The 14,451-nt window shown below is 61.4% G+C and carries 14 protein-coding genes; 6 read left to right on the forward strand and 8 right to left on the reverse strand.

What is annotated here, in order from left to right; translation table 11 throughout:
- The 4 genes from ABI546_RS05765 to ABI546_RS05780 all read right to left on the reverse strand — a co-directional run.
- A partial coding sequence (locus ABI546_RS05765; RefSeq protein ID WP_348045004.1) for an ABC transporter substrate-binding protein occupies nucleotides 1-745 on the reverse strand: 745 nt, incomplete at its 3' end.
- 437 nt (nucleotides 746-1,182) lie between these two features.
- Nucleotides 1,183-2,304: an ABC transporter substrate-binding protein gene (locus tag ABI546_RS05770; protein ID WP_348045006.1), complete on the reverse strand. Its 1,122-nt coding sequence runs from the start codon at nucleotides 2,302-2,304 to the stop codon at nucleotides 1,183-1,185.
- Between the two features lie 86 nt (nucleotides 2,305-2,390).
- Entirely contained in the window at nucleotides 2,391-3,368 is a 978-nt protein-coding gene (locus tag ABI546_RS05775; RefSeq protein ID WP_348045008.1) for a tripartite tricarboxylate transporter substrate binding protein, read from the reverse strand.
- An 81-nt stretch (nucleotides 3,369-3,449) separates the two neighbouring features.
- Nucleotides 3,450-4,670 carry an aminotransferase class V-fold PLP-dependent enzyme gene (locus tag ABI546_RS05780; RefSeq protein WP_348045010.1) on the reverse strand — a complete coding sequence of 407 codons (1,221 nt, stop codon included), beginning with the start codon at nucleotides 4,668-4,670 and terminating at the stop codon, nucleotides 3,450-3,452.
- 115 nt (nucleotides 4,671-4,785) lie between these two features.
- Between ABI546_RS05780 and ABI546_RS05785 the strand changes: the two genes are divergently transcribed.
- Nucleotides 4,786-5,481 carry a GntR family transcriptional regulator gene (locus ABI546_RS05785; RefSeq protein ID WP_348045012.1) on the forward strand — a complete coding sequence of 232 codons (696 nt, stop codon included), beginning with the start codon at nucleotides 4,786-4,788 and terminating at the stop codon, nucleotides 5,479-5,481.
- A gap of 64 nt (nucleotides 5,482-5,545) precedes the next feature.
- Nucleotides 5,546-8,620, forward strand: coding sequence for an FAD-linked oxidase C-terminal domain-containing protein (locus ABI546_RS05790; RefSeq protein WP_348045014.1), 3,075 nt, complete (start codon nucleotides 5,546-5,548; stop codon nucleotides 8,618-8,620).
- Nucleotides 8,621-8,768: 148 nt separating this feature from the next.
- On the opposite strand, the gene ABI546_RS05795 is transcribed toward ABI546_RS05790, so the two are convergent.
- Nucleotides 8,769-9,356, reverse strand: a complete 588-nt coding sequence (locus tag ABI546_RS05795; protein ID WP_348045016.1) for a hemerythrin domain-containing protein — start codon at nucleotides 9,354-9,356, stop codon at nucleotides 8,769-8,771.
- Between the two features lie 157 nt (nucleotides 9,357-9,513).
- Between ABI546_RS05795 and ABI546_RS05800 the strand changes: the two genes are divergently transcribed.
- Nucleotides 9,514-10,518: a DUF2167 domain-containing protein gene (locus ABI546_RS05800; protein WP_348045018.1), complete on the forward strand. Its 1,005-nt coding sequence runs from the start codon at nucleotides 9,514-9,516 to the stop codon at nucleotides 10,516-10,518.
- A 13-nt stretch (nucleotides 10,519-10,531) separates the two neighbouring features.
- Entirely contained in the window at nucleotides 10,532-11,257 is a 726-nt protein-coding gene (locus ABI546_RS05805) for a site-2 protease family protein (RefSeq protein WP_348045020.1), read from the forward strand.
- A 24-nt stretch (nucleotides 11,258-11,281) separates the two neighbouring features.
- On the opposite strand, the gene ABI546_RS05810 is transcribed toward ABI546_RS05805, so the two are convergent.
- Nucleotides 11,282-11,539 carry a hypothetical protein gene (locus tag ABI546_RS05810; RefSeq protein WP_348045022.1) on the reverse strand — a complete coding sequence of 86 codons (258 nt, stop codon included), beginning with the start codon at nucleotides 11,537-11,539 and terminating at the stop codon, nucleotides 11,282-11,284.
- Nucleotides 11,540-11,649: 110 nt separating this feature from the next.
- Between ABI546_RS05810 and ABI546_RS05815 the strand changes: the two genes are divergently transcribed.
- Both ABI546_RS05815 and ABI546_RS05820 read left to right on the forward strand, forming a co-directional pair.
- Nucleotides 11,650-12,246 (forward strand): 3'-5' exonuclease, encoded by a 597-nt coding sequence (locus ABI546_RS05815; RefSeq protein ID WP_348045024.1) that lies wholly within the window; start codon nucleotides 11,650-11,652, stop codon nucleotides 12,244-12,246.
- A 124-nt stretch (nucleotides 12,247-12,370) separates the two neighbouring features.
- The gene (locus ABI546_RS05820) at nucleotides 12,371-12,589 is read left to right on the forward strand and encodes a hypothetical protein (RefSeq protein ID WP_348045026.1); all 219 of its coding nucleotides are present in this window, start codon (nucleotides 12,371-12,373) and stop codon (nucleotides 12,587-12,589) included.
- Nucleotides 12,590-12,667: 78 nt separating this feature from the next.
- Here the strand turns inward: ABI546_RS05820 and dnaB are convergent, their stop codons facing one another.
- Both dnaB and ABI546_RS05830 read right to left on the reverse strand, forming a co-directional pair.
- Nucleotides 12,668-14,080: a replicative DNA helicase gene (gene dnaB, locus ABI546_RS05825; RefSeq protein WP_348045028.1), complete on the reverse strand. Its 1,413-nt coding sequence runs from the start codon at nucleotides 14,078-14,080 to the stop codon at nucleotides 12,668-12,670.
- Between the two features lie 180 nt (nucleotides 14,081-14,260).
- Nucleotides 14,261-14,451, reverse strand: a 191-nt coding sequence (locus tag ABI546_RS05830) for a 50S ribosomal L9 C-terminal domain-containing protein (protein ID WP_348045030.1), incomplete at its 5' end; no start/stop codon positions are given.

Here is a 14,451-nt window from a genome sequence, read left to right on the forward strand (position 1 = left end):
TCGGAATGAACTTGCCCTGCGCAACAATCCGCTTGCTGATGTCCGCCGCAGCGCCCGACAGCACGGTGCTGATGATGACATCGGGCTTGAGACTGAGCAGTTGATCCACCTGAGCATCACTTACTTTGGTATTGCGCTTCAAGGCAAAGGTCACTGGCTTTTTTGACTGCTTGGCAAGGTAGTCGGTTACCACGGCCAGGTTCTGGATACCGACTTCGTCGTCGTAATGCACCACAGCCACATTCTTGGCGCCCAGGCCGGTCCAGAACGCGAGCATTTTTTCCAGCTCATCGCCGTACGATGCACGCAAGGTAAACACCACGGGACTAGGCTTGCGCACCGGATTGGCGCCGGTAAATGGCGCAAAAAAAAGTACACCGGCTTTCTCCGCCTGAGGCATCGCATCCAGGCTGAGCGTGGCCGAAGCGTAGCCAAACAGCGCCACGGCATTGTTGACCTCCAGCAGCTTTTGCGTGTTGACACCGGCTTGCTTGCGATCGTTCTTGTCATCCAGCGCTACCAGCTCGACAGGCAACCCGCCCACACCGCCCTTGGCATTGACGGATTTGAAATAGGCAGCAGCGCCGTCATGGATGTCACGGCCAAAAGCAGCGTTGCCGCCGCTCAGGGGCGCGGACTGCCCGACAACCCAGGCCTTTTGTGCATGGCTGGCGCTGGCAAAAAACAGCAGCGACAGACACACGGCAAACAAGGCGGGTAATCGGACTTTGGCTGTGGCAAACATACATAACATCCAGTAAATAAAAGAACTGGCAACGCCAGGCACAAGTGCGGATTTTAGAGCGAACGACATGAAACCGAAATGCTGCGCTTGCTCTTTGTGATGGGTACCACCACTGGGTGACAAGCGACAAAAATAGCGGCAACCAAGTGCTACAAAGGTACTAGGACCTGTTTTCAACAAGCGCTAACTCACTCTGCCCGAGCATTCGCGCTGCTTTAAACGCGGCGAATCCGGTTTGCTTCTCGGCATCAAACGTTGTCGCCGCACTGCAGCGGTACAACGGCACTTGGCTTACGCAGTCCATGGCCGCCAACACGCGCGAGCCGGCCAGCTTGACGCCACCGGCCTGACTCTTCATCTGGGGCCCGTGCACAAAGCCCAGTGAAGCGGTCTGGCGATGCGGTGCAACGACGCCAGGAGAGTTTTGAGTGCAGCTCTTAGCGAGCGAAGGTACCGTCGGCGCGAATCATCGTCAGGTTGACGAAGCGCGAACCCAGGTTGCTTTGCTTGCTGTAGGTCAACGCGAAGCCGCCCAGGTCTTCACTGGTGAAGGTCTCCAGCGTGCTGATAAGTTTGGCGCGCGTAATCGGCGCCGGCGTCTTTTGCAGGGCGCGCACCACCAGCTTGGCATTGAGGAAACCTTCCATGCTGTTGTAGCTGAACTTCTTGTCGCCGGTTGCCGAGATGATGGTCTGGTATTCACGCACCACGGCGTTGCCCAGCTCGGTGAACGGGTAAGGCACGACCTGCGAGGCAATCACGCCTGCGGCCAGCTCTTTCAGTTCGGCATGCAGGCCGGACGATACGCTCAGCACCATGAACTGGGCGGTCACACCCTTGGCCCGAAAGGCCTGGATGAACGCCGCATTGGGCTTGGCCTGGCCGATCAGAATCACGGCCTGCGGCTGCGCCGCGGCAATCACTTCAGCTGCCTTGGCCACGTCTACCGTGCCACGCGGCACCGGAGCCACGGCAGCAGCCGCTGCGCCGCGCTTTTGCATGGCGGCGTTCAGGGCTTCCAGGCCCTCCTTGCCGAAAGCGTCATCCTGGTACATCACGGCGATCTTCTTGATGCCGATGGTCCAGGCGTGGTTGACTGCCGCTTCGATCTCATCGGTGGTGCTGGCGCGCACGTGGAACAGGTTGGACACATACGGGTCGCGCAGCGACTTGGCGCCGCTGGTGTTGCCGATCTCCGCGATGCCGGCCGCCTGGACCAGGGGCACGATCTTCAGCATGTTGGCCGTGCCACGGTAACCCACCAGCGCCACGGCGTTCTGGTCGATCAGGGCCTTGGTGTTCTCTGCCGTCTTGTCGGGGTTAAAGCCGTCGTCCATGCTGACGAGCTTGATCTTCTCGCCGCGGACGCCGCCTTTTTTGTTGATGTCGTCAAAGTAGGCGTTCATGCCGCGTACATAGTCGGTCGTCAGTGCGGCGCTGGTGCCGGACAAATCGCCCGAGTGGCCCAGCACGATGTCGGCCGAAGCGGCCGAACCTGCAAGGCACAAAAAAAGAGCGGCCAGCAAACTGCCACCCTTGGAAAAATTGACAACTTTCATGAAACGAATCCCTACCCTGCTTGTGAAAAAACTTGTTATAAAAAAGCCGGCCCAAGGCCGGCTTGTGCTTGCGGTGCGCGGTGTGGTCAGGCGTCGACCCTGACCTTGGCCTGCTGGGCCACCTGCGCCCATTTCTTTTGCTCCATCTTGATGAAGGCCGCAAATTTTTCGATGCTGCCGCCGCCGTCTTCAGCGCCGTACTGGTCCATTTTTTCCTGCACATCGGGCATGGCCAGCACCTTGTTGACGTCTTCATTCATGCGCTGAACCATAGCCCGCGGCATTTTGGAAGGCCCCATGAGGCCGTACCACACGGTGGCTTCAAAACCGGGGAAACCCGACTCCGCCATGGTCGGCACGTTGGGATGGCCCTTGGCGCGTTTCAGGCGCGTCTGCGCAAGCGCGATCGCCTTGCCGCTTTTCACATGCGGCGTGGCCGAGGTCATGGTTTCGAAACAGTAGTTGACCTGCCCGCCGATCAAATCGACCAGCGCCGGGCCGGAGCCGCGGTAGGGAATGTGCAGCGCAAAAATCTTGGCCTGGAGCTTGAACATTTCCAGCGCAAAGTGCTGGGCCGAGCCACCGCCGGCGGAAGCAAAGCTGATCTGGCCGGGCTTGGCCTTGCACAAGGCCACCAGGTCCTGCACCGTCTTGGCGGGCTGGTCGGCATTGCAGATCAGCATATTGGGCGTGATGCCGACCATGCTGATCGGCACGAAGTCCCGGTCTGCGTCGTAGCCGAGCTTGATGCCGAGTGCCGGTGCCAGTGCATGGCTGTTGATATGGGCCATCAGCAAGGTGTTGCCGTCGCCGGCCTGCTTGGCCACGTAGTCGGCCGCGATCACACCGGCGGCGCCGCCCTTGTTTTCGATGATGACGGAGGTGTTCCACATGGTGGCGAGCTTCTGTCCGACCACACGCGCCAGCGCGTCGGTGCCGCCGCCTGGCGGAAAACCCACCACAATGCGGACCGGTCCGTGGGACAGCGTCTGCGCCTTGAGCATGGGCGACGCGACCATGGCGGCCGTGGCCGCCGTAGCGCTGATAAAGGTTCTGCGTTGCATGGTTTCCCTTTTTGATTCAGTAATTTATGGAAAATTGATGACCGTTTGACGTAAACGCCCTGCCCTGTGTGCAGGTCTGAATCAGGCGGCCTTGCGTTGCGGCACCACGGCCGCGTGGCTCGAAAAATAATCCATGGCCGCCTGCACGCCCGAGCCCGCAAGCTTGACGCCCGCAAGTTTCAGGCCCATCTCACAGCCGCTCAGCGCCGCCATCAGCGTCAGGTCGTTGCAGTCACCGAGGTGGCCGATGCGAAACATCCTGCCCTTGACCTTGCCCAGACCGGTGCCGAGCGAGCAGTCAAACCGTTCATAAATAATCTTGCGCACCGCATCGGCATCAATGCCTTCAGGCGTCATCACGCCGGTGAGCACCGGCGAATACACGGCTTCTTCGGCGCACTGGATCTGCAGGCCCCAGGCCTTGACGGCCGCACGCACGCCCGTTGCCCAGCGCTGGTGGCGCGCAAACACGGTTTCCAGGCCGTGCTCGAGCAGCATGTCGCAGGCTTCACTCAGCGCGTACAGCAAGTTGGTGTTGGGGGTAGACGGCCAGTAGCCGGTCTTGTTTATCTCAATGATTTCGTCCCAGGCCCAGAAGGCTTTGGGCAGCGTGGCCTTTTTGCTGGCCTCGACGGCTTTGGCCGACACGGCGTTAAAGCTGATGCCGGGCGGCAGCATCAGGCCTTTTTGCGAGCCGCTGATGCTGACGTCAACACCCCATTCGTCGTGGCGGTAATCGGCTGAGGCCAGGCCTGAAATGGTGTCGACCAGCAGCAGGGCCGGGTGTTTGGCGGCATCCATCGCCTTGCGCACGGCAGCAATGTTGCTGGTCACGCCAGTAGAGGTTTCGTTGTGCACCACACAAACCGCCTTGATGCTGTGCTGGGTGTCGGCCTTCAAACGCTCTTCGATCAGCGCGGCCTGAACGCCATGGCGCCAGACGTCCGCACCGGGATAGGAAATGACTTCGGTTTTGAGGCCCAGGCGCGCAGCGAGCTTTTGCCACAGCGCGGCAAAGTGACCGGTTTCGTACATCAGCACGTGGTCGCCGGGGTTCAGCGTGTTGCACAGCGCCGCTTCCCACGCGCCGGTACCGGATGCAGGGTAGATGATGACGGGTTGTTGGGTCTGGAAGATTTTCCTGATGTCGACCAGCACCTTGAGGCCCAATGCCGCGAATTCAGGGCCTCGGTGGTCAATGGTGGGCAGGCTCATGGCCCGCAAAACGCGGTCTGGTACGGGCGAAGGGCCGGGAATTTGCAGGAAGTGACGTCCGGTGGGGTGAAAGTCAAGCGTCAACATGGCGGAAAGCTCCAGAAGTAGGACGCTATTTTTTGCATACAAAATTCATTTGTCAATACGGCAAAGGATTACATATTGATTTGACACCACAGAATTTTGCATACAAAATTTCCCTATGGCTGCCGAAATCATTCCCATCCCACGCGCTGCCCTCCACGAACAGGTGGCACACCGCCTGCGCCAGATGCTGGTGGAAAACCGTATCCTGCCGGGCGCCAAGCTCAATGAACGCGAGCTCAGCGAAGTCCTGAACGTGTCGCGCACGCCCTTGCGTGAGGCCATCAAGATGCTCGCCGCCGAAGGCCTGGTCGAGCTCTTGCCGAACCGCGGCGCCATCGCAGTGGAGCTGACCGAAGCCGACGTACTGAATACGTTTGAAGTGATGGCAGGGCTGGAAGCCCAGTCGGGCGAACTGGCCGCCCAGCGCATCACCGAAAACGAGCTGGCCGAAATCCGGGCGATGCACTTCGAAATGCTGGCCGCCTACACGCGCCGCGACCTGCCCAACTACTACCGGCTCAACTCCTTGATTCACAGCGCCATCAACGCAGCCGCCAAGAACCCGGTGCTCACCACCACCTACCGGCAGGTCAATGCGCGCCTGCAGGCGCTGCGCTTTCGCTCCAATCAGGACGAAGAAAAATGGAAGTCGGCCGTGAAAGAACACGAGCTGATGATTGACGCCCTGGCTGCGCGCGACACCGCCGCCATGCGCAGCGTGCTGTTGAACCACCTGGCCAACAAGCGTGATGTCGTGGTTCAGCAACTGCGCGCCGCGGCGGCGCCGGACAGCGAAGCTTCCAGGGCCTGACCGCGCGGCCCTCCCCACCCGGTATCCCGCGCCGGACCCCACCACAACAAGCAGATCGCCCGCGATGAACGCCCCTCTTCCACTCAAGATCTCCCGGCAGGCTGCGGCCCAGGCCTATGACAGCGTGGCCCGCATCAGCAACGAAGTTGCCGGCAAGCTGGCTGCGCGGCTGGCCGCCGAAACGCAGGGCGAAGTGCTGTTTTCGCCGGCCGACCGGGGCCGTTACGCCACCGATGCCTCGATCTACCAGGTCATGCCGGTGGGGGTGTTTGTGCCGCGCACGGCCGACGACGTGAAAGCGGCGCTGGACATCTGCCGCGACATGCAAGTGCCCATCGTGCCGCGCGGCGGTGGCACCAGCCAATGCGGGCAAACCGTGGGTACCGGTCTTGTCATTGACTACGCCAAGCATGTGCGCAGCATCCTGGCGGTGAACCCGGAAACGCGTACCGCCGAGGTAGAGCCCGGCATTGTGCTGGACCACCTGAACGCCGCCCTGAAAAAACACGGCCTGTGGTACCCGGTGGACGTATCCACCAGCGCGCAGGCGACGCTGGGGGGCATGGCCGGCAACAATTCGTGCGGCAGCCGCAGCATTGCCTACGGCAACATGGTGCACAACGTGCTGGGCGCCAAAGTCTGGACGTCCAGCGGAGATTTGCTTGATCTGGGCGCCTATGGCAGCAGCAGCGGCAAGGCGCGCGCGCTGGGCAACCATGTTCGCGCGCTGGCAGAAGAACTGCACCCCGCCATCAAGAAACGCTGGCCCAAGGTCATGCGACGCGTGGGCGGCTACAACCTGGACATCTTCGACCCGCAAAGCGAGCGCCCTTACACCGCCGACGGTTCGGTCAACCTGGCGCATTTGCTGATCGGCAGTGAAGGCACCCTGGCGCTGACCCGCTCACTGACACTGCAGCTGAGCGAACTTCCCAAGGCCAAGGTCCTGGGCGTTGTCAATTTTCCGACCTTTTACCGGGCCATGGACGCGGCACAGCACATCGTAAAGATCGGCGAAGGCAGCCTCACGGCGGTCGAGCTGGTTGACCGCACGATGATTGACCTGTCGCTGCAAAACCCGGCGTTTGCGCCCACGATCCGGACCGCCTTGATCGGTGAGCCCGCGGCTATTTTGCTGGTGGAGTTTTCGGGGGCCAGCAAGGCGGAGCTGTTGCCAAAACTCAAGCGCCTGGGCGAGCTGATGGGCGACCTTCTGCTGCCCGGCTCGGTGGTCGAGATGACCGAAGACGCGCCGCAAAAAAACCTGTGGGAGGTGCGCAAGGCCGGCCTCAACATCATGATGAGCCTGAAGGGCGACGGCAAGCCGGTCAGCTTCATCGAAGACTGCGCCGTGCCGCTGGTGCACCTGGCCGCTTATACCGACGCTCTGACCGAAGTTTTCAGGAAATACGGCAGCAAGGGCACCTGGTATGCCCATGCGTCCGTCGGCACGCTGCACGTGCGGCCCATTCTGGACATGCGGCGCGAAGGCGCGCCCAAGATGCGCGCGATTGCCGAAGAAGCCTCCGAACTGGTGCGCAAGTTCAAGGGCGCGTACAGCGGTGAGCACGGCGACGGCCTGTGCCGCGGTGAGTGGATCAAGTGGCAGTTCGGCCCTGAGATCAACCAGGCCTTCGCCGCCATCAAGCAACACATGGACCCGGCGGGACTGCTCTGCCCCGGCCGCATGATCAACCCGCCCAAGATGGACGACACGCGGCTGATGCGCTTTCCGCCGGGCTACAAGGTCATCCCGCTGAAGACCGCACTGGACTGGCGCGCCTGGGACGTGCAAAACGATCCGGTGACCGAACTCACCAGCGCATCCGGCAGCGGCGGCGACCCGGCCAACGGGTTTGCCAAGGCCGTGGAGATGTGCAACAACAACGGCCACTGCCGCAAGTTTGACGCCGGTACCATGTGCCCGAGCTACCGCGCGACACGCGACGAAAAACACCTGACACGCGGGCGCGCCAACACCTTGCGCCTGGCGCTCTCCGGCCAGTTGCCGGGCCTGAAGGCGGAGGACTCGCTGGCCAGCGAGGCCGTGCATGAGGCGCTGGACCTGTGCGTCGGCTGCAAAGGCTGCAAGCGCGACTGCCCGACCGGCGTGGACATGGCCAAAATGAAGGTGGAGTTCCTGCACCACTACAAAGCGAAGCACGGCTACACCCTCAAGGACAAACTGGTAAGCCGCCTTCCCGAGTACGCGGCGCTGGCCAGCCGCTTTGCGCCGCTGCTCAACCTCCGCGACCGGATTCCGGGCCTGGCGGCGCTGAGCGAAAAAGTGACGGGATTTTCAGCCAGGCGTTCGCTTCCGAAATGGCGGCGCAAAACTTTTTTCAACACGCCGCCCGCATGTGCCACGCGCGAAGAAGTGCTGGCAGCGGCCAAGCCGGTGGTGCTGTTCATCGACACCTTCAACGGCTACTTTGAATCCGAAAATGCGCTGGCCGCCCTGCAGGTGCTGCAAGCCGCGGGCTACACCACCCACATCGCCACCAAGAAAAAGCCCGACGGCCAGGCGCTGTGTTGTGGGCGTACCTACCTGGCGGGTGGCATGGTGCAGGAAGCCAAGCTCAAGGCCGCCGAACTGGTGTCCGCCCTGCTTCCTTTTGCCGACAAAGGCATTGCCATCGTCGGACTGGAGCCTTCCTGCCTGCTAACCCTGCGCGACGAAATGCTGGTGATGGGCCTGGGCGAGGCGGCGCAGACCATCAGCCGCCATGCGCTGATGCTGGAAGAGTTTTTGGCGCGCGAGGCCGCGGCCGGCCAGCTGGAGGCGCTCAAGGCCAAGCTCAAGCCTGCGGCGGCGCCCATCTTGCTGCACGGCCACTGCCACCAGAAAGCGTTTGGTGCAGTCAGTCCCATCATGGACGTGCTCAGGCTGATCCCCGGCGCCAAACCGGAGCTGATCGAATCGAGCTGCTGCGGCATGGCCGGCAGTTTTGGCTACGAAGCCAGCCACTACGAGGTGTCGATGCAGATGGCAGAGCTGAGCCTGCTGCCGGCCGTACGCAAGCAGCCCGGCGCCATTGTGGTGGCAGACGGAACCAGTTGCCGCCACCAGATCAGGGACGGCGCGCAACGCGAGGCGATTCACGTCGCGGTGCTGCTGGCGCGGCAGCTGCAGGGCTGAAGGCGGCCGCCGTGCGGCACCTTTAAGGGATTCAGGCGCCTGAAACGCTATGCTTTTAATAGCTGCTTGCGCTCGTCCGTATTTGGTTTCAGGCTATTTTTATTAAAATATTCTGGTACAACGCACAGGCACCGCGCGGGCCCCTGGCCTAGATATGCCCCACCACCATGGGGGCATGCCTGAGGTGAAGCGACAAGCCCAGGGCGGCCATGTGGTTGCCGTTGCGCCCGAGGATGATTTCGGCCAGCGGAAGGAATTCGTCCTCTTCAAAGCGCGCGTGTTTCAGATAGGCCTGCACCAGCGCCTCCACTGCTTGCAGGTCCAGCTCTGCAGGCTGGTTTTTTGCCGCTGCCTTCACGGCCGGTTCGAGGTCTTTCCAGATGGATTCGATCCTGCGATGCTCGGCCACCAGACGCTCGACCAGCGCCCTGACCTTGTCCGCCTCTTCCCCTTTGGCGGCGCTGCGCAACACCGCCGGAAACAGCTCATTTTCTTCATCGGCATGGTGACTTGCCACTGCGTATTTAAAGAGGCTGAGCGTTTGCGAAGCGACGTTGCGCGCCTGCGCGGTCGCAGCCAGCAAAGCCGGCAGCTCCGCAAAAGCCTGTAACCGGGACGCAATACTAAAGTGGCATTGCGAGAAGCCGGCCAGTGGCAGCGTGAGGTCGGACTGGCCTGAACCGGCGGGCGGAGCGGGCAATTTTCCGCCGCAGCAACTGGCTTGATGGATGCTCATGGATCTTCCCCTGGTTGGTGGCTGCGCCTTGCCGGTCAGCCAGTTTGACTATAGAGATGCGATCTAAAGCGCTGTTGATCCATATCAAGCAAATCGGCGGTTCCGCCAAAGCCCATGTCAGAATATCCGGAAAATTTATTCCAACAGGGAGGACTTGATGAACCGTTTATGGACGCGCGTCTGCGCGCTGGCTATTGCATTGTCTTGCGGCGCGACTCTGGCGCAGCCGATGTCAAAAGACGAAGCCGAAAAAATCTGGGCGGAAGCCCGCACCGCAGCCAAGGAAGGCCCGCAGGACATCACCCTGGCGGACCAGGCGGTGTTGAAGCTGCCGGCCGGCCGCATCTTTGTGCCGCAGCCGCAGGCCGCCAGGCTTCTCACTGCCATGGGCAATCCCGGCAAGGACTCGCGGCTGCAGGGGCTGGTGTTTCCGGTGGCCAACGATTCCTGGTTTGTCACGGTGCGCTTTGAGTCCGCAGGCTACGTGAAGGACGACGACGCCAAGGACTGGAACGCCGACGACCTTCTCAAAAGCTATCGCGAAGGCACAGAGGCTTCGAACAGCGAACGCAAGAAGATGGGTTTCCCCGAAATGGAAATTGTCGGCTGGGCCGAAAAGCCGGCCTACAACGCCGCCACCCACCGGCTGGTGTGGGCCATGTCCAGCAAGGATCGCGGTGCGGCGCCCGATGCCGCACAAGGCGTGAACTACAACACCTACGCACTCGGACGCGAGGGTTACTTCAGCCTGAACCTGGTGACGGCGCTGAACGATTTGCCCAAAGACAAACCCGTTGCCGCCGAGCTGCTGTCGGCCCTGCAGTACAACGACGGTAAACGCTACGCCGATTTCAATTCCAAAACCGACAAGGTGGCCGAGTACGGACTGGCAGCGCTGGTGCTGGGCGTGGCCGCGAAAAAGCTCGGCTTCTTCGCCGTCGCCGCGCTCTTCTTTGCCAAATTTGCCAAGGTGATTTTTCTGGCCGTCGCAGGGTTTGGCGCCGTGTTCATGAAATATTTCAAGCGCAAACCGGCCGCCACGCCCATACCGGTCTCGGCCGCCGAGCAGGACACGGTTCCTGCCGCGTTCGGCCGAGCAGCAAGTGCCGCGCAGGCCAACCCGGTAAATCCAGTAAATCCGCCGGCACCGCCCTCAGCCTGAAAGCCTTCTCCGCGTGACCAAACTCCTGCTGCTGCTTTTCACGGGCGCCAAATTCGGCAAGCTGCTGCTCACGGGCGGCAGCATGCTGATTTCGGTGTTTGCCTATGCGCTGCTGTTCGGCTGGCGCTATGCGGTGGGTTTTGTGGCGCTGCTGTTTGTGCATGAAATGGGCCACTACATTGCCGCGCGGCAACGCGGCCTGAATGTCGGCGCGCCCACCTTCATCCCGTTTGTGGGCGCATGGGTCGAGCTCAAGGACATGCCGCACGACGCCGAAACCGAAGCCTATGTCGGCCTGGGCGGCCCTCTGCTGGGCACGATAGGGGCACTGGCCTGCTATTTCATTGCACGCGACCAGGACAGCAACCTGCTGCTGGCGATTGCGTACTCCGGCTTTTTCCTGAACCTCTTCAACCTGATTCCGCTTTCGCCGTTTGACGGCGGCCGCATCACCGCGGTGCTGTCGCCTCGCATCTGGTTTCTGGGGGTGCCGGTGCTGGTGGGCCTGTTCTTCTGGCGGCCCAGCCCCATGCTGATCCTGATGGCGCTGCTGGCCGGGCCGCAGTTGCTGAAGGCAATACGCTACAAATCAGACAGCGAAGAGGCCAAAACCTACTACGCCACCAGTGCCGCCACGCGTTTTGAATACGGCTTTTATTACCTGGCCCTGGCGGCATTTTTGGCGGTGATGACGCACGACGTGCATGAAATGCTGCGCGGTGTCAGCGGCATCCGCTAAACCGTGTTGAACGCACGGCCTCTGTCAGTCCGGCACAAACTTCGCGTTGAAGGCCGCTTCGTCTTCGGGCAGCTCCAGCGTCACCAGTTGCCCCATGCGCATGTCGGCCAGCCGGCAGGCGCCAAACAGGCTGTATTTGCCTTTGAGCCCGTAGCTTTCCATGTCGATCAGCATGAAGGAGTGCGGCACAAACACCTGGTGCAAAAAAATCGTGCGGTGCCGGTTGCGCGGCGATGGAAAGAGCTTGTAATGCTCGGTGGTGATGCTTTGTGCTGCGGCCATGGTGTGGATGGGTGCGGGGTTCGGTGTAATGCGCCAACCCTGACTGTAAGCTCTAGCCTTGCGCAGACCTTGCCTTGATCCTTTTTTGCCCACTTTTTGTCCCCACATCCATGACAGAGCGCCACCCGACTCCCGGAAAAGAAGAAATCGCCCTGCTCGAGCCGTTTGACCGGCTGAGCCTGAGCCAGATCCAGGTGGTGTCTACACCTGCGCAGGCCGCCGCCGCATTGCAAGCAATGGCCGACGCCGCGGTGCTGGGCTTTGACACCGAGTCAAAGCCTACCTTTGCCAAAAACGAAGCCTCCGAAGGCCCGCACATCGTGCAGCTCTCGGCGCTCGACAAAGCCTGGATCTTCCAGCTCGAGGACGCCGAATGCCGCCGCGTGGTCGGGCTGCTGCTGAGTTCGCCCACCATCATCAAGGCCGGCTTCGGCCTGGGCGACGACCAGCGCCGCATCATCCGCAAGCTGGGAACCGACCTGCAGGGCGTGCTGGACCTGAATGTGGTGTTCCGCGAGCGCGGTTATCGCAAGGACATGGGCGTGCGCGGCGCGGTGGCCGTGATGTTCAACAAGCGCTTTCTCAAGTCCAAAAAAGCCGCCACCTCCAACTGGGCCAATGAACGGCTCACGGAAGCGCAGATCATCTACGCTGCCAATGACGCCTATGGCGCGCTGCGCGTTTTCAAGGCGCTGGGATTGGGGTAAGTACAATCAAAAACCGCTACAAAATTGATAGCTGGTCGCGCACGTTCTGTATGGGCTCCAGCCACTTTTTACTTAGAAAACACTTGTCGCAGGAAACTGCATCCATCTTTTGAAGGAAACGACCATGAAAATCTTGCTCCCCCTGCTCGCTTGCATCGTGATATCTGGCTGCGCCGCCGAACTGGTCAGCACCAACGACAAGCTGATCGTTGTCAAAGCCCGCCCCTCAAAGCTGGGCGAAGCCACCGACATCGCCGAAGCCGAGTGCCAAAAACGCGGCCTGCACGCGCGGCTGGTTACCAAGCCGACCAACGAGCAGTACGGGTTTGAATGTGTGCGGTAAGTTCAAGCATGGCCGCCATGCCCTAGCCTAAAAAAAAGGACGCCGCGGCGTCCTTTTTTTTCGTTGCAGGGATGAAGATCAAAAGTCTCCCGTCCCTCCGCTGGCCAGGCTCTCGAACTTGGTAATGCGGTTGAGAAAGGCCAGCTTGACGGTGCCCGTCGGGCCGTTACGCTGCTTGCTGATGATGACCTCGGCGACGCCAGGCTCCTTACAGGCCTCTTTGGTGTAGTACTCGTCGCGGTAGATGAACATGATGATGTCGGCGTCCTGCTCGATGGCGCCGGACTCGCGCAGGTCGCTCATCATGGGGCGCTTGTCAGTGCGGGACTCCACGCCGCGGCTGAGCTGCGACAGGGCAATCACGGGGCATTGCAGTTCCTTGGCGAGCATCTTCAGGCCGCGGGAGATTTCGCCCACGGCGGTGGCGCGGTTCTCGTCGTTCATGCTGGTCGAAACGCTCATGAGCTGCAGATAGTCGACCACGATGAGGCCGAGCTTGCCGCACTGGCGCGCCAGGCGGCGGGCGTTGGCACGCAGTTCGCTCACAGTGAGGCCGGGGGTTTCGTCGATGTGCAACGACACCGTGCGCAGCTTTTCAATGGCTTCTGTCAGGCGTGGCCACTCTTCGTCGGTCAGCGCGCCGGTACGCAAATGGGTCTGGTCGATGCGGCCGATGGAGCCGACGATACGCACGGCAAGCTGGGAGGCGCCCATTTCCATGGAGAACACGGCCACCGGCAGGCCTTCGAGCAAGGCGACGTTTTCGGCAATGTTGATGGCCAGCGCGGTTTTCCCCATGGAGGGGCGCGCCGCCAGAATGATCAGGTCTCCAGCCTGGAAGCCGGAGGTCATGCGGTCCAGGTCGTAAAAGCCCGTGGCCACGCCGGTGACGTCCTGCGGGTTCTCGGCCATTTCGGTGACGCGGTCGAGCAGGCTGACGACCAGCGTGTCCATGCTCTGAAAACCCTCTTTCATGCGCGAGCCCTGCTCGCCGATCTTGAAAATTTTCTGCTCGGCTTCGTCGAGGATGGTGGCGACATCCTTGCCCTGCGGGTTGAAGGCGTTGGTGGAAATTTCGTCCGAGGCCGAGACGAGCTTGCGCAGGATGGAGCGCTCGCGCACGATCTCCGCGTAGCGGCGGATGTTGGCCGCGCTGGGAACGTATTGCGCCAGCGAATTAAGGTAGCTCAGGCCCCCTACTTCGTCGGCCTTGCCCTGGTTTTGCAGGTGCTCGTACACCGTGATGATGTCCGCCGGCTTGGAGGCGTTGATGAGCGCGCCCACGGCGGCATAAATCAGCTTGTGTTCGGAGCGGTAGAAGTCCTGGTCGGTCAGCAAATCCCCTACCCGGTCCCAAGCGCCGTTGTCGAGCAGCAGGCCACCGAGCACGCTGGATTCGCCCTCGATGGAGTGCGGCGGAATGCGCAGCTGGGCGATCTGGTGGTCGGGGCTATAGCCACGATCGTCATAGGGGGACAGTACGGCGGACATGGGTTTCCTTGAGAGAGGGTAAATGGTACGCCTGACGCGTAAAACCTCGCGGGATAAGCTTGTGGATAACCGGGGGAAATCGGGTGGAAATGCAGCCGGAAGATGTGCACAGCCGATGACTGCGCCCAGCCATGAAAAAAGCCGCTCGGCGAGCGGCTTTTTTGCGGAGGGGGAAAACGCTTAAGCGGTTTCGCCGTACACCGTCACGGTGATGTCCACAGCCACGTCCGTGTGCAGGGCCACCGTCACGGGGTGGTCGCCAACCGTCTTCAACGGGCCGTTAGGCATGCGGATTTGCGACTTCAACACAGGGAAACCCTGCTTGGTCAGCTCGGCCGAGATGTCGTGGTTGGTGACGGAGCCGAACAGGC

The organism is Polaromonas sp. (assembly GCF_039932935.1).
Classification (GTDB): domain Bacteria; phylum Pseudomonadota; class Gammaproteobacteria; order Burkholderiales; family Burkholderiaceae_C; genus Polaromonas.